General features: G+C 38.2%; 22 protein-coding genes and 1 tRNA gene. 22 read left to right on the top strand and 1 reads right to left on the bottom strand.

Annotation, left to right across the window (positions count from 1 at the left end; all coding sequences use genetic code 11):
* Positions 1-97: 97 nt before the first annotated feature.
* From hprK to ACP3VS_RS11875, 18 genes are all read left to right on the top strand, one after another.
* Positions 98-1,033, top strand: coding sequence for an HPr(Ser) kinase/phosphatase (gene hprK, locus ACP3VS_RS11790; RefSeq protein ID WP_031417807.1), 936 nt, complete (start codon positions 98-100; stop codon positions 1,031-1,033).
* Positions 1,034-1,078: 45 nt separating this feature from the next.
* Positions 1,079-1,900, top strand: a complete 822-nt coding sequence (gene lgt, locus ACP3VS_RS11795) for a prolipoprotein diacylglyceryl transferase (RefSeq protein ID WP_012292219.1) — start codon at positions 1,079-1,081, stop codon at positions 1,898-1,900.
* A 13-nt stretch (positions 1,901-1,913) separates the two neighbouring features.
* Complete coding sequence (gene ppaX, locus ACP3VS_RS11800) at positions 1,914-2,555, top strand: pyrophosphatase PpaX (protein ID WP_012292220.1); 642 nt, start codon at positions 1,914-1,916, stop codon at positions 2,553-2,555.
* Positions 2,556-2,560: 5 nt separating this feature from the next.
* Positions 2,561-3,103: an acyltransferase gene (locus tag ACP3VS_RS11805; protein WP_012292221.1), complete on the top strand. Its 543-nt coding sequence runs from the start codon at positions 2,561-2,563 to the stop codon at positions 3,101-3,103.
* 250 nt (positions 3,104-3,353) lie between these two features.
* Positions 3,354-4,526: an ATP phosphoribosyltransferase regulatory subunit gene (locus ACP3VS_RS11810; RefSeq protein ID WP_031417804.1), complete on the top strand. Its 1,173-nt coding sequence runs from the start codon at positions 3,354-3,356 to the stop codon at positions 4,524-4,526.
* Positions 4,519-5,163: an ATP phosphoribosyltransferase gene (gene hisG, locus ACP3VS_RS11815; RefSeq protein ID WP_012292223.1), complete on the top strand. Its 645-nt coding sequence runs from the start codon at positions 4,519-4,521 to the stop codon at positions 5,161-5,163. The genes ACP3VS_RS11810 and hisG overlap by 8 nt, the downstream gene beginning before the upstream one ends.
* A gap of 32 nt (positions 5,164-5,195) precedes the next feature.
* Positions 5,196-6,470, top strand: a complete 1,275-nt coding sequence (gene hisD, locus ACP3VS_RS11820) for a histidinol dehydrogenase (protein ID WP_036217819.1) — start codon at positions 5,196-5,198, stop codon at positions 6,468-6,470.
* Positions 6,471-6,474: 4 nt separating this feature from the next.
* The gene (hisB, locus tag ACP3VS_RS11825; RefSeq protein ID WP_012292225.1) at positions 6,475-7,074 is read left to right on the top strand and encodes an imidazoleglycerol-phosphate dehydratase HisB; all 600 of its coding nucleotides are present in this window, start codon (positions 6,475-6,477) and stop codon (positions 7,072-7,074) included.
* Positions 7,071-7,703, top strand: coding sequence for an imidazole glycerol phosphate synthase subunit HisH (gene hisH / locus ACP3VS_RS11830; RefSeq protein WP_012292226.1), 633 nt, complete (start codon positions 7,071-7,073; stop codon positions 7,701-7,703). The genes hisB and hisH overlap by 4 nt, the downstream gene beginning before the upstream one ends.
* Positions 7,697-8,458 (top strand): imidazole glycerol phosphate synthase subunit HisF, encoded by a 762-nt coding sequence (gene hisF, locus ACP3VS_RS11835; RefSeq protein WP_426388790.1) that lies wholly within the window; start codon positions 7,697-7,699, stop codon positions 8,456-8,458. The genes hisH and hisF overlap by 7 nt, the downstream gene beginning before the upstream one ends.
* Complete coding sequence (gene hisIE / locus ACP3VS_RS11840; RefSeq protein ID WP_031417799.1) at positions 8,455-9,072, top strand: bifunctional phosphoribosyl-AMP cyclohydrolase/phosphoribosyl-ATP diphosphatase HisIE; 618 nt, start codon at positions 8,455-8,457, stop codon at positions 9,070-9,072. The genes hisF and hisIE overlap by 4 nt, the downstream gene beginning before the upstream one ends.
* A gap of 90 nt (positions 9,073-9,162) precedes the next feature.
* Positions 9,163-10,686 (top strand): tetratricopeptide repeat protein, encoded by a 1,524-nt coding sequence (locus tag ACP3VS_RS11845; protein WP_031417798.1) that lies wholly within the window; start codon positions 9,163-9,165, stop codon positions 10,684-10,686.
* Between the two features lie 231 nt (positions 10,687-10,917).
* A complete protein-coding gene (gene trxB / locus ACP3VS_RS11850) occupies positions 10,918-11,862 on the top strand; it encodes a thioredoxin-disulfide reductase (RefSeq protein WP_012292230.1) in 945 nt (314 codons plus the stop codon).
* A gap of 328 nt (positions 11,863-12,190) precedes the next feature.
* Positions 12,191-12,658, top strand: coding sequence for an 8-oxo-dGTP diphosphatase (locus ACP3VS_RS11855; RefSeq protein WP_281486900.1), 468 nt, complete (start codon positions 12,191-12,193; stop codon positions 12,656-12,658).
* A gap of 9 nt (positions 12,659-12,667) precedes the next feature.
* Entirely contained in the window at positions 12,668-13,561 is an 894-nt protein-coding gene (rapZ, locus tag ACP3VS_RS11860; protein ID WP_012292232.1) for an RNase adapter RapZ, read from the top strand.
* 4 nt (positions 13,562-13,565) lie between these two features.
* Positions 13,566-14,534: a gluconeogenesis factor YvcK family protein gene (locus ACP3VS_RS11865; RefSeq protein ID WP_012292233.1), complete on the top strand. Its 969-nt coding sequence runs from the start codon at positions 13,566-13,568 to the stop codon at positions 14,532-14,534.
* A 93-nt stretch (positions 14,535-14,627) separates the two neighbouring features.
* Positions 14,628-15,575, top strand: a complete 948-nt coding sequence (whiA, locus tag ACP3VS_RS11870) for a DNA-binding protein WhiA (RefSeq protein WP_008173244.1) — start codon at positions 14,628-14,630, stop codon at positions 15,573-15,575.
* Positions 15,576-15,688: 113 nt separating this feature from the next.
* On the top strand, positions 15,689-15,946 hold the full coding sequence (locus tag ACP3VS_RS11875; RefSeq protein ID WP_004228023.1) for an HPr family phosphocarrier protein: 258 nt from the start codon (positions 15,689-15,691) through the stop codon (positions 15,944-15,946).
* Between the two features lie 50 nt (positions 15,947-15,996).
* Here the strand turns inward: ACP3VS_RS11875 and clpP are convergent, their stop codons facing one another.
* Positions 15,997-16,590, bottom strand: coding sequence for an ATP-dependent Clp endopeptidase proteolytic subunit ClpP (clpP, locus tag ACP3VS_RS11880; protein WP_008173241.1), 594 nt, complete (start codon positions 16,588-16,590; stop codon positions 15,997-15,999).
* Positions 16,591-16,905: 315 nt separating this feature from the next.
* Between clpP and ACP3VS_RS11885 the strand changes: the two genes are divergently transcribed.
* From ACP3VS_RS11885 to ACP3VS_RS11900, 4 genes are all read left to right on the top strand, one after another.
* Positions 16,906-16,980, top strand: a tRNA-Arg gene (locus ACP3VS_RS11885).
* 500 nt (positions 16,981-17,480) lie between these two features.
* A complete protein-coding gene (locus ACP3VS_RS11890; RefSeq protein ID WP_012292235.1) occupies positions 17,481-18,275 on the top strand; it encodes a basic amino acid ABC transporter substrate-binding protein in 795 nt (264 codons plus the stop codon).
* An 83-nt stretch (positions 18,276-18,358) separates the two neighbouring features.
* Positions 18,359-19,063, top strand: a complete 705-nt coding sequence (locus ACP3VS_RS11895; RefSeq protein WP_031417795.1) for an amino acid ABC transporter permease — start codon at positions 18,359-18,361, stop codon at positions 19,061-19,063.
* The gene (locus ACP3VS_RS11900; RefSeq protein WP_012292237.1) at positions 19,060-19,782 is read left to right on the top strand and encodes an amino acid ABC transporter ATP-binding protein; all 723 of its coding nucleotides are present in this window, start codon (positions 19,060-19,062) and stop codon (positions 19,780-19,782) included. Before ACP3VS_RS11895 ends, ACP3VS_RS11900 begins: the two co-directional genes overlap by 4 nt.
* Positions 19,783-19,816 lie beyond the last annotated feature (34 nt).

Consider the following 19,816-nt stretch of genomic DNA (forward strand, 5'->3'; position numbering starts at 1 on the left):
AGCCGCTAGTTTTTTTCATTAAGAGTAAATACATTTCTTTTATACATAGACATGCTAAAATAAGGAGAACTTTATCCATTGATTGGAGGCTTTTTCATTGGTTGTAGTATTAACGAGAGATGTTATGGAGAAATTTAAGTTAGAGTTATTAGCAGGCGAGGAAGGAATCGGCAGAACGATTGTGACAAGTGACATTTCAAGGCCAGGACTTGAAATGGCCGGGTATTTTACGCATTATCCAGCCAATCGGGTACAATTGCTTGGCAAAACGGAGCTATCCTTTTTTGAAATGTTACCAACAGATGTTAAGCTTGAACGGATGCGCTTACTTTGTTCCCAAGATACACCTGCAATTATAATTTCTCGGGATTTAGAAGTACCTGAGGAGCTGATTCAAGCTTCCAACGAAAAGCATGTTCCTGTTTTTAAAACACATATGACAACAACCAAATTTTCAAGTAGATTGACCAACTATTTAGAGGGCCGATTAGCACCAATGACAGCTGCACATGGTGTACTTGTGGATGTGTATGGCATCGGCATACTAATTATTGGTAAAAGTGGCGTGGGTAAAAGTGAAACAGCACTTGAGCTTGTCAAAAAAGGTCACCGTTTAGTAGCTGATGATTGTGTCGAGATTAGACAAGAATCAGAAAATTTATTAATTGGTAGTCCCCCTCCTCTTTTAGAGCATCTATTGGAAATACGAGGCATCGGCATTATTGATATTATGACACTATTTGGTGCAAGTGCAGTCCGCCCATATAAACGTATTACACTCATTATTGAGCTAGAAATTTGGGACCCACAAAAAGTATATGATCGATTAGGCTTAGAAGAAGAAAAGATGAAGATCATTGATACAGAATTGACGAAATTAACAATTCCGGTAAGACCAGGACGAAATGTATCTGTAATTATCGAAGTAGCAGCGATGAATTATCGATTAAAGAAAATGGGTGTAAATGCGGCAGAAGAATTTTCAAGACGTTTAGATGAAGTTATTTCGTCGAACGATGTATTAGATGATTAAAAGTTTACCGATCTTTGGTAACAGATAATTGGAGAGGAGCAAAAGATGGATTTATTACTTTTACAAATTAACCCGATTGCCTTTCATTTGGGGCCAATTCCAGTTCGTTGGTATGGATTGCTCATCGTATCGGGTATTATTTTAGCGTATGTGGTAGGCCAACGAGAGGCCGTAAAGCGAGGATTGCCTGAAGATTTTCTTGCAGACTTATTATTGTGGGCTGTTCCGATATCCATCATTTGTGCGCGCATTTATTATGTGTCAATGAGATGGGATTACTATAGTGAAAATCCAGGTAAAATCATTGAGATATGGAATGGTGGTATTGCCATACACGGTGCGTTAATTGGAGCATTTGTGACGGCTTACATATTTACTCGTATTAAAAATGTAAGCTTCTTACGAGTAGCAGATATTGCAGCACCTAGTATTTTAATTGGACAAATTATAGGTCGCTGGGGTAACTTTATGAACCAAGAGGCTTATGGTGGGCCTGTTTCAAAGGAATTTTTAGAAAATTTAATGTTACCAGATTGGATTATCAATCAAATGTATATTGAAGAATTAGGTACTTATGTACATCCTACATTTTTATATGAATCCGTCTGGAATCTAATAGGGCTGATTATTTTACTGATATTACGAAAAGTAAATTTAAATCGTGGGGAAATTTTCTTCAGTTATTTAATTTGGTATTCCATTGGTCGTTTCTACATTGAAGGAATGCGTACAGATAGTCTTTACCTAGTCGGTGATTTACGCTCAGCTCAAATTGTATCTATTATAGGTATTGTAGTAGGTCTTGGAGCCATTATTTATCGTAGAATAAAGGTTAAACCAGCCATGAAATACTTAGATAATAAATAAGGAGATGTAACATATGGCTGTAAAGGCACTACTATTTGATTTTGATGGAACTTTACTGAATACAAATGAATTAATCATTCAAACATTTATGCATGTTTTAAATGAGAGATTTCCCGGGCAATTTTCGCCAAAAGATTGCTTGAAATTCATTGGTCCCTCACTTAAGCAGACATTTAATGACATTGCACCAGGTGAAGAGGAAGCTTTGATAGCCAAATATCGAGCTTGGAATATAGAGCATCATGATGAACTTGTTAGTCAATACCCAGACGTTGTCTCAACATTAGAGCAATTAAAAGCACAAGGGATTCGTTTGGCGATTGTTTCGACAAAACGGAATGATACGATTGATCGTGGGCTATCTATTCTTGGGGCTACACACCTATTTGATGTGCGTATTGGAACAGATGATGTGCATAATGTGAAGCCAGATCCAGAACCAGTTTTACTTGCATTGGAACGTTTAGGGATCAACAAAGATGATGCAATTATGATTGGAGATAACTCGCATGATATTGAAGCAGGACATCGTGCAGGAGTCAGAGCAGCTGGTGTCGCTTGGGCAATTAAAGGCGAGGCATACTTACAGCAGTTCCAACCAGAGTATATATTGCATCATATGACGGATTTATTGGATATTGTGAAAGAGGGGTAAGTTAGATGGCGCGTAAAACAGAACGTTACCGTGTCGAAGGAGCAAATTCACTGTGGAAAATCTACGACACGGTGTCCTTTTGGAAGGTGATGAAGTGTTTCATTGTCATTCAAATTGGACGCTTCACACCATTTTTACGTGTGAAAAACTGGCTTTATCGAACATTTTTAAAAATGACCATAGGTGAAAAAACTTCACTAGCGTTAATGGTTATGCCAGATACTATGTATCCTGAGCGTATTTTTATTGGGGATAATACAGTAATTGGCTTTAATACGACCATCTTAGCCCATGAATATTTAATAGAGGAATATCGTTTAGGGGATGTCCGTATTGGCCATGAAGTAATGATTGGTGCGAATTCTACAATTTTACCAGGTGTGACAATTGGAGATGGTGCCATTGTTTCTGCCGCAACTCTTGTACATAAGGATGTGCCGGCTGGCTGTCTAGCAGGAGGAAATCCGATGCAAATTATTTATACAGCAGAACAAATGGCAGAGCGTAAGCGTCATGAAGTTGTGCAATGGTGTACACCTAAAAAATAATCAAATTCATATATCTAAAAAGCTAAAGCTACTCCCAAAATTGGGAGTAGCTTTTATTTGTTGGTATTTACTCGTCAAATCTTTTAATTTTAGATTTTCAGGTAGTTGCAACCTTCTTCATAAAGTAATTTAAAGATTTAGATAATTAGAGGGAATACGTTGACTGTTTAACAGAAATAAGTTAAAATTCTTTCATAATCTAATTCTCTAATACTCTAGTGAATTAAAGTGAATGTGAGGAAGTGTTCATATGTCGTCAATAAAAATGTTTGAAAAGCCACTTGGAATGCGTGATACCTTTCCACAAATCTTTGAAAAAGTTGAAGCGGTAAGACAAACAGGTAGAGATTTTTTAACTAAAAGGGGATATGAGTTTATTAAAACACCTGCTGTTGAATATTTTGATACAGTTGGAAAAGCTTCTGCGATCGCTGATACCCATTTATTTAAACTTGTAGATAGTCAGGGAAATACATTAGTGCTCCGACCAGATATGACAACCCCGATTGCTCGGGTGGCCACCTCGAAATTATTGAAAGAAATGATTCCTCAACGTTTAGCTTACTTCGCAAGTGTTTTTCGTGCACAAGAAGCAGAAGGGGGGAGACCAGCAGAATTCGATCAAATGGGTATTGAATTAATAGGGGACCAATCTGTATTTGCTGATGCAGAAGTGATTGTGACAGCAATGGAGCTTTTAAAGCACTTAAAACTAGAAGCGTTTAAAGTAACGATTGGACATGCAGGCATACTAAACTGCATTTTACAAGATTACACAGAGAGTATTGAACAGCAAACTACCCTTAGAACATTACTTGTCCACCGAAATTATGTTGGATTTGAAGAAGCGGTAGATTCATTTAATTTACCTAAAGCTAAAGCAGATGCCCTCCTCCAGTTTATTGAAGAAGCAATGGATGTGAAGGATATCCGCGATATTGAAAAATATGTTCGTAAAAATGATGCATTAGTATATATGCAACAGCTTGCTCAATTATTGGAAATGGCCGACTTAGCTGCTTATGTTACGTTTGATTTTACACTCTCAAGTCATATGAGTTACTACACAGGTATGCTTTTTGAAGTATTTGCCTTAGGTAGTGGTTTTCCATTAGGAAATGGTGGCCGTTACGATGGATTGTTAGAGGTGTTTGGATCAAAGGCTGGTGCGACGGGATTTAGCATTCGTGTCGATCGTTTATTGGAAACATTACATGGGCAATCAGAGATGCAACAAGAAGCAACTGTTGTGCTTTTTGATGAAGAACAATTTGAGGCAGCTTTAATAAAGGTAAACACATTGCGGGCAGCAGGGAAATTAGCTACTTTACAGTTGCGTAGTAGCCTAGTCGATGAAGAAGCCTTTTTAGCTCACTTTACGGAAGTAGTTGTAGTTGGACAGGAGGAAATTGGTAGTGAATGAATTAACAATTGCAATGCCAAAGGGGCGAATCTTTGAAGAGGCCTATCAGATGTTATTGAAGGCAGGTTTTCATTTACCAGAAGAGGTCGAAATGTCGCGTAAATTAATGATTGAAATACCAGAAGAGAAAATTCGCTTTATTTTATCTAAACCAATGGATGTGCCTGTCTACGTTGAGCATGGCGTAGCGGATATCGGTATTGCTGGCAAGGATGTTTTGTTAGAGCAACAGAGAGAGGTACATGAATTACTGGATTTGAATATTAGTAATTGCTATATCGCGTCAGCTGGTTTACCAAATACAGATATGAATGAAATTGCTCCTAGAATTGCGACGAAATATCCGAATATTGCGATGAAATACTATAAAGGCATCGGGGAGCAAGTCGAAATCATTGAGCTTAATGGATCTATTGAATTAGCACCTATGATTGGTTTAGCTGACCGAATTGTCGATATTGTTTCTACAGGACGTACATTAAAAGAGAACGGCTTAGTTGAATATGAATTTATTTCGACTGTGTCATCTCGGTTAATTGCTAATCCGGTTAGCTATCGTATGAAGGGTGAGCGCATCATTGACCTTGTTAGACGATTAAAGAAATGTGTGAATGAACAAAAAAGTAATCATATCTAGCTACATATGAGTAACTGAAGGGGTTTAATTCAATGAAAATAACTAAACTAGCAAAGGGTATTTCCTTAAAAAGACCACTTGAAGGTGGAAATGAGGAACAGTTAAAAGTTGTAAGACAGGTGTTAACAGATGTGAGGACACAGGGAGACGTAGCGTTACGTGCCTATACAGAACGTTGGGACGGGTATATGCCTACAAGCCTGCGTGTCACGAAGGAGGAAATACAAGAAGCTGTAAATGCTCTTGACCAACAACTCTATCAGGATTTGGTGGAAGCAGCTCAAAATATTCGACTTTATCATGAACAACAGTCACGACAGGGTTATCGCTTAGAGCTAGGTGACGGTTCTTGGCTAGGTCAACGAGTAACAGCTCTAGATGCAGTAGGATTATATGTTCCTGGCGGTACAGCTGCCTATCCCTCATCGGTGCTAATGAATGTGATTCCAGCACAGGTAGCAGGTGTGAAGCGTATTGTGATTGCTTCTCCAGCAGGCCTTGATGGAAAAATGCCAGCAGGTGTCCTAGTGGCGGCTCAGCTTTTAGGAATCGAAGAAATTTATAAAATAGGTGGGGCACAAGCAATTGCTGCTCTTGCATATGGCACAGAGACCATCGCACCAGTCGATAAAATTACAGGCCCAGGAAATATTTTTGTAGCCCTTGCTAAACGGGAGGTATTTGGGGAAGTTGCCATTGATATGATTGCGGGACCTAGCGAAATTGCAGTACTAGCTGATGACACTGCATTTCCAGACGAAATTGCTGCAGATCTGTTATCTCAAGCAGAACATGACCGATTAGCTTGTGCTGTTCTCGTCACGACCTCAGAGGAATTGGCCAAAAAGGTAGCTGAAGAAGTTGAAAAACAATTGGAGATTTTACCACGTCAAGAAGTAGCGCGTGCTTCAATCGAAAATTTTGGGGTCATTTATATAGCTGAAACGGTATCAGATGCAGTGGAAGCGATTAATTCATTAGCACCGGAGCATTTAGAAATTATGACAAATAATGCTGAGGCGATCGCTGAACAAATAAGGCATGCAGGTGGTATTTTTATTGGTCGTTATAGTTCAGAGCCTGTTGGTGATTATTTTGCGGGGACCAATCATGTGTTACCAACTAATAGCACAGCACGTTTTGCTAGTGGCTTAAACGTAGATGATTTTGTGAAAAAATCAAGTGTTGTTTATTACAGTGAAAAAACTTGGCAAGAGCATGCACCAAAAATTGCACGTCTCGCACGTATGGAGGGTTTAGAGGGCCATGCACGTGCAGTGGAATCTCGCGGATGGAAGAAGGAATAGTACAATGACGGAAAAGAAACGATATGCACAAGTAGAGCGAACAACCAATGAAACGCAAATTTCAGTAGCCATCGATTTAGATGGTGAAGGGAAGGCAGATATTAAAACGGGCGTAGGTTTTATGGATCATATGCTGGATTTATTTATCAAGCATGGTCTTTTTAATGGGACCATCCAAGCGAATGGGGATACCTATATTGATGATCATCATACAACGGAGGATCTAGGCATTGTGTTAGGGCAAGCTATTCGAGAAGCACTTGGTGATAAAAAGGGCATTAAACGCTATGGAACGGCATTTGTACCTATGGATGATGCACTTGCGCAGGTGGTGGTTGATTGCTCGAATCGCCCCCATTTAGAATACCGAGTGCCCCCTTTAAAAGAAAAGGTGGGAACTTTTGATACAGAATTAGTGCATGAATTTTTGTGGAAATTTGCCTTAGAGGCACGAATGAATGTACATGTGATTGTACCCTATGGGCATAATACGCACCATATTATTGAGGCAATTTTTAAAGCCTTAGCTAGGGCGATTGATGCTGCGGTAGAAATTGATCCACGTGTTAAAGGAGTACCATCGACTAAGGGGCTGTTAACGTGAAAATAGGTGTGGTTGATTATGGTATGGGAAATTTATTTAGTGTGGTACAAGCTTTGAATCGACTTGGCTGTGAGGTCATAGTGACAGCTAATCAACAATTGCTAGATACTACAGATGCACTCATATTACCAGGAGTTGGTGCATTCCCAGATGCTAGAAAGCGTTTAGCAGAGACAAAATTAGATTGTTATCTAAAAAATGCCCAAAGCCAGCATCGCCCTCTTTTAGGCATTTGTTTAGGGATGCAATTATTATTTGAAAAAAGTGATGAGGTCACACCAACAAATGGCTTAGGTTTCTTTAAAGGACATATTAAGCGATTTAGTGGCACAAATGAGGGGCGAGCATATCGGGTGCCACATATGGGCTGGAACGAATTAGTTATGGCGAATCGTCCTGCTTGGTTAGAAAATAGTGCTCCTGCAAAGCATGTCTATTTCGTTCATTCATTTTATGCCACTAATATTGAGAAGTCTGAACTTGTTGCTTATGCAGACTATTGTGGTATACAAGTTCCAGGTATTGTAGCGAAAGGTTCTGTGACAGGTATGCAATTTCACCCTGAAAAATCAGGTGAGCTGGGCGTATATTTATTAGAGCAATGGCTGAAAGGAGTGAAATCATGCTAACGAAACGAATTATTCCTTGCCTCGATGTCAAGGAGGGACGCGTTGTAAAAGGGATACAATTTGTATCCATTCGTGATGCTGGTGACCCAGTGGAGCTAGCAAAATTTTATGATGAACAAGGCGCGGATGAGCTTGTATTTTTAGATATATCTGCTTCACATGAAGGCCGCGAAACAATGATAGAGGTTGTCCAACAAACAGCAGCTACTCTAGCGATTCCGTTTACAGTTGGTGGTGGTATTCGAACGTTGGATGATATGAAGCGTATTTTACGCGCTGGTGCGGATAAAGTTTCTGTCAATACTTCTGCTTTAGAGCGCCCTTCCCTTATTCAAGAAGGCTCTGATTTCTTTGGTGCCCAATGCATCGTGGTAGCAATCGATGCTCGCTATAGTGAAGAGGACGGTACATGGATGGTTTATACACATGGTGGGCGCAATAAAACTACTTGGTCAGCTATAGACTGGGCAAAGGAAGCGGTGCGTTTAGGAGCTGGTGAGATTTTATTAACTAGTATGAATCAAGATGGAGAAAAATCTGGCTTTGATTTGGGATTAACAAAAGCGGTACGAGAGGCTGTGTCAGTCCCAGTTATTGCAAGTGGTGGGGCAGGTTATGCCGAACATTTTTACGAAGTATTAGCCGAAGAAGTTGATGCAGATGCAGCACTTGCAGCTTCTATCTTCCATTATAAAGAAACAAGCGTAGACCAAGTGAAAGAATACTTACGTGCAAAAGGAGTGGCAGTGAGATGATAGAGCGAATTCGATTTGATGAGAAAGGTCTTGTAACGGCAGTAGTACAGGATGCCAATACGAAAGAAGTATTAACGGTGGCTTATATGAATAAAGAGTCATTCGTTAAAACAATGGAATCAGGTGAAACTTGGTTTTATTCTCGTTCACGTCAGGAGCTTTGGCATAAAGGTGCCACAAGTGGTCATACGCAAAAGGTTGTAGCAATTAAAACAGACTGCGATTATGATGCAATAGTTGTGGAAGTATTACCAGAAGGTCCAGCTTGTCATAACGGTACAGCTTCTTGCTTTACGGAGGTTGTACAGCAAAATACTGAGGTAGGTTCTGTAGAAATAATTGCAAAACTTGTCCGTGTAATTGAAAAGCGAGAACAGGAAATGCCTGTGGGAGCTTATACTACATATTTATTTGAGAAGGGCATCGATAAAATCTGTAAAAAAGTAGGTGAGGAAGCAACAGAGGTGGTTATTGGGGCAAAAAATCGCGATGCCGAAGAAGTAAAGTGGGAGGCAGCTGATTTAATTTATCACCTTCTAGTATTACTACAAGAACAAAAAGTAAGTATATATGATGTCCTAGATGTGTTGAAAAAACGTCACGAGGAGAAATAACAGCATATTATAAATTGTGTGGTATAATAGGGTTTACTGTGTAAAGGAACGTTTAATACGTTCCTTATTTCTTGTTTCGGAGGAAATGTATTGGAAAAGAAACGTCAAAATAAGAACCAATCGAATATAGTGTCGTTCATTCCAACAGGCGACTATTATTATAAAAAATCAATTCAAGCTATGAACAGTGGACAAATGAATAAAGCCTATAAATATTTGCAGCGTGCAGTTGATCTTAGCCCTGATGATCCTATGATAATCTTGCAGCTTGCTATTATAGAGTTAGAAGGTCAACGTTTTGAAGAAGCGTATGATTTGCTTCGTCGTGCCTATCAAATTGATCCCGATAATCCAGAAATTATTTTTTACATGGCGGAAGTATCAGGCTGTGTAGGAATCATGCAGGATGCGAAACGCTTTGCTGAGGAGTATTTGCAGTTAGAGCCTGAAGGTGCTTATGCAGATGAAGCAGCAGAAATTTTAGAATTTGTTGCATTTGAGCAAGATGAGTTTGAGGAGCTTGAAGGATCTGGTGAAGATTTATATCGTCAGGAACAGGCTCGCCGTCATATGGAAAAAGGCGACTTTCCTGAAGCTATTACTATTTTAGAAGATTTAATTGAAGATCGCCCAGCCTTTTGGTCGGCGTATAATAATCTTGCACTTGCTTATTTTTATGTGGGAGAAGAGGAACAGGCAAAGGCTCTCTTACATACCGTATTACGTGAAAATAAGGGAAACTTACATGCACTATGTAACTTAACAGTGATTGCGTATTACGAAAAGAATGAAGAGGATTTGCAAGAGCTATTAAATGTGCTTGTTAAAATTCAGCCATATACATGGGAGCATCGTTATAAACTAGGTGCTACATTAGCTTTAATAGGGCAATATGAATTAGCTTATAAATGGTTGCGCAGTATGCAAAAAAGAGGCTATGTAGGCGACGCGGGCTTTTACTTTTGGTTATCTCATGCCGCTTATTTTTCAGGGCATGAGGAGGTTTCCAAAAGTGCTTGGGGTCAACTGCTAGAGGTAGATCCAGATAAAGAAGGCTTTGAGCCTTGGCGCCAACATGATAACGAATTTGCGCTAGACGCGTTGGAACATGATCGGAATTTCATCGTTGAAAAATTAGAAAGTAGCTATTTAAGTGAGCGCATCTTTGGTCTGTTTTTATTAAAAGCTACGGCTCATAAGCAAGAAATAATCGCCCATCCTAAATGGGTTAATATTGAGCAATTCGGTGCTTTTGAGAAATTATTTTTAGCATATGCACTTGGACATGAATTTGATAAGAAAAATAAAGTAGAGGCAAGCTTTCTGCGTGCTGTAAATGTGCCAGAAATTTTATTAAAGCAGTACGGCAAATTATCAACATTGATTGTACCTATGTTTCAAATGTGGTTTGTCCTGTGTGAACAAGCTTTAATTCAAAATTACCGTTTTACAAATCCTGTTGCAATTGCAGGAGCAAATGATTATCTATTTAGATCCTCTCAAATGCTCAAAGTAACAAAAAAAGAAATAGCTCAACAATATGGAGTATCTGTTGCCACTTTATCGAAGTATATTGATGAAATTTTAGCTTTTTTACCAAGCAGTCATAATTAGTGTGTGAGCAACATAGTTGAATAACTTTATACTTTCACATACGATGAACATACTAACGTTATCATTAATTTGCCCTGGCAACATTGCGTTCGATTGTTATTCCTTGCTAGTTGCCAATGGTTTATCTTCATCCCCTCTATTGTAAGTTGGGATCATATGTAGGTGACGTTACACTTTCACTACTATTTGTTGAATGAAGATAAAAAGTATTCTGTTTAGGGGGAAGTATTTATGTCGGAAGAAAAAATTTATGATGTAGTCATTATTGGTGCAGGCCCTGCTGGGATGACTGCTGCTGTTTATACATCACGTGCTAATTTGTCAACGCTTATGATTGAACGAGGAATCCCAGGTGGACAAATGGCCAACACTGAAGAAGTAGAAAACTATCCTGGTTTCGATACTATTTTAGGGCCTGAGCTGTCTACCAAAATGTTTGACCATGCTAAAAAATTTGGTGCAGAATATGCCTATGGTGATGTCACAGAAATCATCGATGGGGAAGAATTTAAAACAATTAAATCAGGTACAAAAGAATATAAAACACGTGCCATTATTATTACAACTGGTGCAGAGTATAAAAAAATGGGTGTGCCTGGTGAAAAAGAACTTGGCGGCCGTGGTGTCAGCTACTGTGCAGTTTGTGATGGTGCGTTCTTTAAACAAAAAAATCTGGTAGTTGTTGGCGGCGGAGATTCAGCTGTAGAAGAGGGCGTATATTTAACACGCTTTGCTGATAAAGTAACAATTGTCCACCGTCGTGATAAATTACGTGCACAAAAAATCCTCCAAGATCGTGCCTTTGCCAATGACAAAATTGATTTCATTTGGAATGCTACAGTAAAAGAAATTAATGAAGCAAATGGTAAAGTGGGCAGTGTTACATTGCAATCAACTGTGGATGGAACTGAGTCAGAGTTTACAACAGATGGTGTGTTTGTGTATATCGGTATGCTACCTTTAACAAAGCCATTCGAATCTTTAGGTATTTTAAATGATGCTGGTTATATCCTGACAAATGATAATATGGAAACGACAATTCCAGGTATCTTTGCAGCGGGAGATGTACGTGAAAAATCACTTCGTCAAATTGTTACAGCGACTGGTGATGGCAGTATTGCTGCACAAGCTGTACAGCATTATGTAGAAGAACTATTAGAGAAAATTAATGCATAACATGGCTGTTTTAAGGAAAAAAATACAATTTTAATGTGGTTTTAATATTGTTGTAACTTGAATGACATATAAAAGGTGTATGATTTAAAGTGTAATTAGCAATCCCCCTTTTATTTTGTTTAGTAGGTTGTTTCCGCCTCAATTAGGTGGGAACAACCTACTTTTTTATTTGTATAGAGTATGAAAAGAGCATGCGCTTTTTTTCATTAATTTCTTAGTTAAAACTAAATTGTTAAATGTCTAGGTATGAGAGTTGTAAATGAGGACAAATCCTGCAGTGTCTTGCTATAATGGAGAGTAGAATGCAAAAGTGATTAGAGGTGTGCCGATGCAAAGAATTGCAAATTTAATTGCCGTAAAAGACGGTAAAGTATTATTACTTCAGAAACCAAGACGAGGTTGGTACGTTGCTCCAGGTGGAAAAATGGAAAGCGGTGAGTCCATCTTTGAGGCTGCTATTCGTGAATTTCAAGAAGAGACAAATGTTATACCTTTACATGTACACCTAAAGGGTGTTTATACGATGGTCATTAAAGAAAATAATGAAGTCGTAGATGAATGGATGCTTTATACATTCGTTGCTAGGGATGTAGAAGGTGTACCGTTTGTAGAAACTAGAGAAGGTAAACTTGCATGGCACCCAGTAGAGGATTTAGCACATTTGCCAATGGCTGAAGGAGATCGCACTAATTTACAATTTGCTGTTTCGCAATCTGGTATTCAGTATGGCACGTTTGACTATACAACGAATTTTGAATTACTTCATCAGAAAATACAAATATCAAAAGAACAATAAAGGAGTTGCATGACAGTGGTGGTTGAAGGCCAACAAAGAACACATGAATTGGTTATTATTACAGGAATGTCTGGAGCTGGGAAGACCGTAGCTATTCAAAGCTTTGAAGATTTAGGGTATTACTGTATTGATAATTTACCACCTGCGTTACTTACAACTTTTTTAACTCTGTTAAGAGATTCTGGAAAAAATAGTACACGTATTGCGGCAGTGATGGATATGCGGGGAGGCAACTTTTTTGATGCGCTTATTGGGGCGTTAGACCATATACTAAAAGAAGGCGACATTGTAGCACGTATTTTATTTTTAGATGCGGATGATGCCACATTAGTAAGACGCTATAAAGAAACAAGGAGGGCCCATCCATTGGCAGTAAGCGGCTTACCTTTAGATGGTATTAAGCAAGAGCGAGCGCTTTTATCGGAAGTAAAGGGTCGTGCTAATTTTGTTTATAACACATCCAACATGAAGCCTAAGCAATTGCGAGAAAAGATAGTCAAAGAATTTGCCAGTGAGGCAGATACTATTTTTACCGTCAACATCATGTCTTTTGGCTTCAAGCATGGTATGCCAATAGATGCAGACCTAGTGTTTGATGTTCGCTTCCTTAAAAATCCTTATTATGTGGAAGAACTACGTCCGAAGACGGGTCTTCAAACAGAAGTTTCCTCCTATGTTTTAGCCTTGGAAGATACGCAAATACTTATACAAAAACTAACAGATTTGTTCGACTTTATGATTCCTCTTTATCGCCAAGAAGGTAAATCACAACTTGTCATCGCTTTTGGCTGTACAGGTGGTCAGCATCGTTCAGTAACTTTAGCGGAGTTTTTTGGGGCTTATTTAGCCAGCAAAGAGAATACGGTTATTACGCATCGTGATATTAATCGTAGAAAGGAATGAGTGAATGGGGAAAAAGCAAACAAAGCTTGTGGTAATTGGTGGTGGAACAGGACTATCTACATTACTTCGTGGGCTCAAGCACCATCCATTTGATATTACTGCTATTGTGACGGTAGCGGATGATGGCGGCTCTTCAGGACGTTTACGAGATGATTATGATATCCCGCCACCAGGTGATGTTCGTAATGTCATTGCGGCATTATCAGATATTGAACCGCTAGTGGAGCAAATGTTTCAATACCGTTTTTCTGCATCAGAGGATTTACGTGGCCATTCCTTAGGGAACTTAATGTTAACAGCACTTACTGATATTACAGGTGATTTTAACCATGCTATAAGTGAGATGGGAAAGGTTTTAAAAGTACATGGCCGTGTAATACCAGCAGCCAATAAAAAAATCAACTTACATGCTGTCTTAGAGGATGGTTCAATCATTGAAGGTGAATCCAAAATCCCAACAGCGACAAAACGCATTGATCGCGTTTTTTTAGTACCCGAAAACGTGCAACCGTTACCAGAAGCTATTCGAGCAATTCAGCGTGCAGACTATATATTAATTGGTCCTGGAAGCTTATACACAAGTATCATTCCAAATCTACTTGTCAAAGAGATTGGGGAATCTGTTGTAAAAGCAAAAGGAAGGAAAATGTATGTATGTAATTTAATGACACAAAAAGGTGAAACCATTTCTTATACAGCAGGTGACCATGTATCTGCCATACATAAGCATGTTGGCGCTTCCTTTATTGATTCGATTTTAGTGAATGACGAAGAGCTACCAAATCCTGTAAAAGAATTATATAAAGAGGAAAGAGCAGAGCCAGTGACATTTGATGTGGCAAAGCTTGAAAGTATGGGATTAGAGGTTATAAGGCGCGATATTGCTACAATTCGTCCAGATGGAACGGTTCGACATAATGCTACGAATGTTGCAGAGTGGTTGGTGGATTATGCCGGTATTTATGACCGCTAAGAGAACCAACCGGATAATAGAAACATAAAGTGTTTGTTGTATATGGTAAGATGAACATATACATAGAAATTATGATTGAAAGGGGGGCGTGATATGTCTTTTGCTTCAGAAACGAAAAAGGAATTAACCCAAATAGAAGCGGACAATCATTGTATGAAAGCAGAAGTTTCTGCCCTAATTCGTATGAATGGTTCATTATCCTTTGCGAATAAACAACTAAGCTTGGACGTGCAAACTGAAAACGCTGCAATTGCCAGAAGACTATATACGATTATGAAAAAGTTGTATCCATACAATGTAGAATTGCTAGTTCGTAAGAAAATGCGATTGAAAAAAAATAACGTATATATTTGCCGTGTAAGAGAAGGAGCACGCGAGCTGTTAATTGATTTAGAAATCATCTCAGACGACTTTCAATTTAATCATACGATCTCAAGAAAGCTCATTAAAAAAAATGGCCAAAAAAGAGCCTATTTAAGAGGCGCATTTTTAGCAGGAGGCTCTGTCAATAACCCAGAAACATCCGCCTACCATTTAGAAATTTATTCTTTATATAAAGAACATGGCGAGGCATTGATGGATTTAATGAATGAATTTGAACTCAATGCCAAAACAATCGAACGCAAAAAAGGCTTTGTTACTTATTTAAAGGAAGCAGAAAAAATTTCTGATTTTCTCAATATTGTGGGTGCCCATCAGGCAATGATGAAATTTGAGGATGTTCGGATATTACGAGACATGCGCAATAGTGTCAATCGTATTGTGAACTGTGAAACGGCCAATCTAAATAAAACAATTGGAGCAGCATTACGACAGGTAGAGAATATTCGATTTATTGAAAATTCAATTGGTCTTGATCAACTACCCGAAAAGCTTCGTGAAATTGCACGATTACGAGTAGAGTATCAAGATGTTACGTTAAAAGAGCTTGGCGAAATGGTATCCAGTGGCACTGTCAGCAAATCAGGTGTCAACCATCGTTTAAGAAAAATCGATGAAATAGCAGATGCATTAAGACGCGGTGAAAAAATAGGTGGTTAAGTTTTCATACTTTTCAGGTATGAATGTCATGCGTAATCGCTTATTGTTCTTTTGCTAGTAAGTAAGGTAAGATAAAACTAATAGATGAACGGTAGTGAAGGGGAGTTTTGAGAATGATCGAGAGAAGAGTCCAGGTTAAATTAAAATTAGGACTACAAGCAAGACAAGCGGCACTATTTGTGCAGGAAGCAAATCGTTTCAGTGCGGATATCTTTCTAGAAAAAGATGAAAAAAAAGTTAATGCCAAGTCGATAATGGGTGTCATGAGCTTAGCAGTTGCTAAAGGTACGGAGGTAACTTTAAGTAGTGAAGGCAATGATGCTGAGCAAGCGGTTACAGCATTAGCAACAATTATTGAAAATGAAGATTAACTAACAAGTAAAAAAGCCTCACAGAGGAAATTCTGTGAGGTTTTTTATTACTATTTATTATCAGTACTACGGTGCATAATGTGATCAATTAAACCATACTCTTTTGCACGTTCAGCTGTCATGAAGTTATCACGATCTGTGTCTCTTGCAATAACTTCAAGTGGTTGACCAGTACGTTCAGATAAAATGCCGTTTAATTTTTCACGTAAGAATAAAATACGTTTAGCAGCAATTTCAATTTCTGTCGCCTGGCCTTGTGCCCCACCTAGTGGTTGGTGAATCATTACTTCGGCATTTGGTAATGCAAAGCGTTTACCAGGTTCACCCGCAGCAAGTAGGAATGCACCCATTGATGCAGCCATACCGATACAAATCGTTTGAACTTTTGGCTTAATAATTTGCATGGTGTCATAAATGGCCATACCAGCCGTAATTGATCCACCTGGTGAATTAATGTAAAGAGAAATGTCTTTGTCTGGATCTTCTGCTTGTAGGAAAAGTAATTGTGCGACAATTGAATTAGCCACATTGTCGTCAATAGCACTTCCTAAAAGGATAATGCGGTCTTTAAGTAGACGTGAGTAAATGTCATATGCACGTTCACCACGGCTTGTTTGTTCAATAACTGTAGGAATTAAATTCATGTTAAATCCTCCTTCAAAAAACTAAATTCGATTACCTTTGCTGAAAACTCATTGTTATTTCAGCTGTAACCTTATCATACACATTATAGTCAGGGAAGGTCAAATATTAACCCTGCTAAAGTGAAATAATTAAATAAAAAAAAATAAATTCTTTTTGTATTATATGGTTGAAATATATGTGATACGTTTGTATAATAGGTAAGGTTATAAGATTGAAAGTACAGAACACTATTTTGCAGGTATGCTCCAAAATGAGGATTATCTACATCATGCTTTTCGTAAGCCTAGGGTGAGTACTTTTTTTTTGTTTTTTTTGCCCTCGTGGTGTAATGGATAACACGTAAGATTCCGGTTCTTGCACTGGGGGTTCGATTCCCTCCGAGGGCGCCATTTTACTGAATATAGATATACTGTAATAGCTCAATCTCCTAATAAGTAGTTTAGCAGCCTGCTTAGTGGAGATAGAGAGGAAAAGTAATGGGAATACTGTCCTAGTTGGCATTATTCCCCTATTTATGCCTTTCAAACCTTCAAAAAAGCAACAACTCCAAATTATTTTTTAGTGAACATACTGACCGTGAAGGCTAGTAATAGCCGAAAAAAAGAATCCTTTCTGAGGGGATTCTTTTTTTTTTGTTTAAATTTATCGAAATTTAGCATTTTTTCAATTGTATATATATTAATTTTAGGTTCATATTCTTGTTATTAATGCATTTTTTTTCTATTTAAATGATTTCTTTATTAATGAATATGAAAAAATATTTAGTTTTATGCGAAAAGTTGTTGTACAAATACTATAATATTAATATAATTGACCTAATAGTCTAATATTTCCGAATTGCGAAAAATAATACGCAGAATGGAAAATTATCGAAATAGGGGGAAATGCAATGAAAAAAACAGCTTGGATGTTACTTATGATACTAGCAGCGCTAACTTTAGCACTTGCAGGATGTGGGACAAAGGATACTGCCTCTTCGGGTAGTACACCTTCAGAAGGTGGAGATGGCAAGAAAGTTTATAAAGTAGGTACAGAAGCGACTTTTGCACCGTTTGAATCTGTTGACGATAAAGGGAAAATTGTGGGGATTGATGTCGATATTTTAAAAGCAATTGCTGATGAAATGGATTTCGAAGTAGAGTGGAATAATATTGGTTGGGAACCCGTTTTCCAAACAATTAAAAATGGTGAAACACATATTGGTGCTTCAGGGATTACCATTACAGATGAGCGCAAAGAATCATTTGATTTTACTGAGCCATACTATGAGTCTCAATTATTAATTGTTGTGAAAGAAGATTCAAAGATTAAATCATTAGATGAATTAAAAGATAAAAAGGTGTCCGTACAAATTAATGCTACTGGTCATATGGCAGCTAAAAAGCTACAGGGTGAAGCAAGTACAAATATCATGGCTTTTGAAAGTCAGCCAATCGCAATTCAAGAGATGTTAAATGGTAATGTTGACGCAGCTATTGGAGACAATGCAGTAGTATACGAATATATTAAAGCGCATCCAGATCAAAAAATTAAAGTTATTCAAGATGATGCATTCGAAAAAGAATACTATGGCTTTATGGTTCAAAAGGGGAATAAAGAGCTATTAGATAAATTAAATGAAGGTTTGAAAAAGATTAAAGAAAACGGCAAATTAAAAGAAATTACAGGTACTGATTTCGAATAACAAACTGGTAATGCCACTCGCAAAGCAGTATGCTAGCGACTCATTTAATGGATGTAACTTTAAAGGGGAAATGGGGTTTTCGGATGGACATCTTTGACCTACGCTGGGACATTGTCTGGAACTACCGAGATATGTTTATACGAGGTATTGGCGTAACACTTATTTTGACACTTAGCGGTTATTTTGGCGGTATTCTTTTAGGCCTATTTTTAGGACTAGGGAAATTATCAAGTAAAAAATGGATATACTGGCCATCAAAATTATATATTGATTTATTCCGTGGAACACCAATGCTTGTTCAAATTTTATTAATACACTTAGCTGTTATTCCAACCATTTTTGGTCATTCTTTAGGATATATGGTCTCAGGGATTACCGCGCTTATTTTAAACTGTGCTGCTTACAATGCTGAAATTTTTCGTGCAGGTATTCAAAGTATTGCAAAGGGGCAAATGGAGGCCGCTCGTTCTCTAGGTCTTACACATAACCAGGCGATGCGTAAGGTTATTTTACCGCAGGCATTTAGACGAATGATCCCGCCATTAGGGAATGAATTCATAGCACTATTAAAGGATTCCTCTCTAGTAACAGTCATTGCTGCACCTGATATTCTATATGCTAGTAAAGTTGTAGCAGGTGCAAGCTTCCGTTTCTGGGAACCGTACATGGTTGCTGCATTACTATATTTAATATTAACTTATGGTGTAACGAAGATTGTTGCATTTATTGAGAAACGATTTAGCAATAGTTATGTCCCTCGTAAGGCAGAAGGGCGGGAAGCAAGATGATAAAAATTGAAAACCTACACAAGTATTTTGGTAAGCTAGAGGTATTAAAAGGGATCGATTATGAAATCCAAGAAAAACAGGTTGTTTGTGTCATTGGACCTTCTGGTTCAGGAAAAAGTACTTTTTTACGTTGCATTAATATGCTAGAAGAAGTAACAGATGGTGCCATTTATATTGAAGATGTGAAGATCAATGATCCTAAAACGAACATTAATGCGATTCGAGCTGAGGTTGGAATGGTATTTCAACAATTTAACCTATTCCCTCATATGAACGTTATCGATAATGTCACGATGGCGCCAATGCAAATTCGTAAAATGAGTCGTTCTGAAGCTGAAGCGCTTGGCCATGAGCTGTTAAATAAGGTAGGTCTCGACAGTAAAGCCTATAATTATCCTGAACAGCTATCAGGTGGACAACAACAACGTGTAGCCATTGCACGTGCGTTAGCGATGAAACCAAAGGCCATTTTATTTGATGAGCCTACTTCAGCACTTGATCCTGAAATGGTAAAAGAGGTATTAGATGTTATGAAAAATCTAGCTGCTGAAGGAATGACGATGGTTGTAGTCACACATGAAATGGGTTTTGCTCGTGAAGTGGGTGATCGTGTAGTCTTTATGGATGGTGGCTATATAGTAGAAGAGGGGTTGCCAGAGGAACTATTCGGAAATCCACAAAGTGAGCGTACTAAAGCATTTTTAGGAAAAGTACTATAATTAGTAAAGGCAGTCCGTGGTGAGAATTTCTCAC

The sequence above is a fragment of the Lysinibacillus sp. VIII_CA genome, assembly GCF_049943995.1.
In the GTDB taxonomy this organism is placed as follows: domain Bacteria; phylum Bacillota; class Bacilli; order Bacillales_A; family Planococcaceae; genus Lysinibacillus; species Lysinibacillus pinottii.

Bases quoted from the DNA above. Each gene is read 5' to 3' on its own strand.
- lgt (WP_012292219.1), top strand. From the start codon at position 1,079: ATGGATTTATTACTTTTACAAATTAACCCGATTGCCTTTCATTTGGGG.
- ppaX (WP_012292220.1), top strand. From the start codon at position 1,914: ATGGCTGTAAAGGCACTACTATTTGATTTTGATGGAACTTTACTGAAT.
- ACP3VS_RS11805 (WP_012292221.1), top strand. From the start codon at position 2,561: ATGGCGCGTAAAACAGAACGTTACCGTGTCGAAGGAGCAAATTCACTG.
- ACP3VS_RS11810 (WP_031417804.1), top strand. From the start codon at position 3,354: ATGTCGTCAATAAAAATGTTTGAAAAGCCACTTGGAATGCGTGATACC.
- hisD (WP_036217819.1), top strand. From the start codon at position 5,196: ATGAAAATAACTAAACTAGCAAAGGGTATTTCCTTAAAAAGACCACTT.
- hisB (WP_012292225.1), top strand. From the start codon at position 6,475: ATGACGGAAAAGAAACGATATGCACAAGTAGAGCGAACAACCAATGAA.
- hisF (WP_426388790.1), top strand. From the start codon at position 7,697: ATGCTAACGAAACGAATTATTCCTTGCCTCGATGTCAAGGAGGGACGC.
- hisIE (WP_031417799.1), top strand. From the start codon at position 8,455: ATGATAGAGCGAATTCGATTTGATGAGAAAGGTCTTGTAACGGCAGTA.
- trxB (WP_012292230.1), top strand. From the start codon at position 10,918: ATGTCGGAAGAAAAAATTTATGATGTAGTCATTATTGGTGCAGGCCCT.
- ACP3VS_RS11855 (WP_281486900.1), top strand. From the start codon at position 12,191: ATGCAAAGAATTGCAAATTTAATTGCCGTAAAAGACGGTAAAGTATTA.
- rapZ (WP_012292232.1), top strand. From the start codon at position 12,668: ATGACAGTGGTGGTTGAAGGCCAACAAAGAACACATGAATTGGTTATT.
- ACP3VS_RS11865 (WP_012292233.1), top strand. From the start codon at position 13,566: ATGGGGAAAAAGCAAACAAAGCTTGTGGTAATTGGTGGTGGAACAGGA.
- whiA (WP_008173244.1), top strand. From the start codon at position 14,628: ATGTCTTTTGCTTCAGAAACGAAAAAGGAATTAACCCAAATAGAAGCG.
- ACP3VS_RS11875 (WP_004228023.1), top strand. From the start codon at position 15,689: ATGATCGAGAGAAGAGTCCAGGTTAAATTAAAATTAGGACTACAAGCA.
- clpP (WP_008173241.1), bottom strand. From the start codon at position 16,590: ATGAATTTAATTCCTACAGTTATTGAACAAACAAGCCGTGGTGAACGT.
- ACP3VS_RS11890 (WP_012292235.1), top strand. From the start codon at position 17,481: ATGAAAAAAACAGCTTGGATGTTACTTATGATACTAGCAGCGCTAACT.
- ACP3VS_RS11895 (WP_031417795.1), top strand. From the start codon at position 18,359: ATGGACATCTTTGACCTACGCTGGGACATTGTCTGGAACTACCGAGAT.
- ACP3VS_RS11900 (WP_012292237.1), top strand. From the start codon at position 19,060: ATGATAAAAATTGAAAACCTACACAAGTATTTTGGTAAGCTAGAGGTA.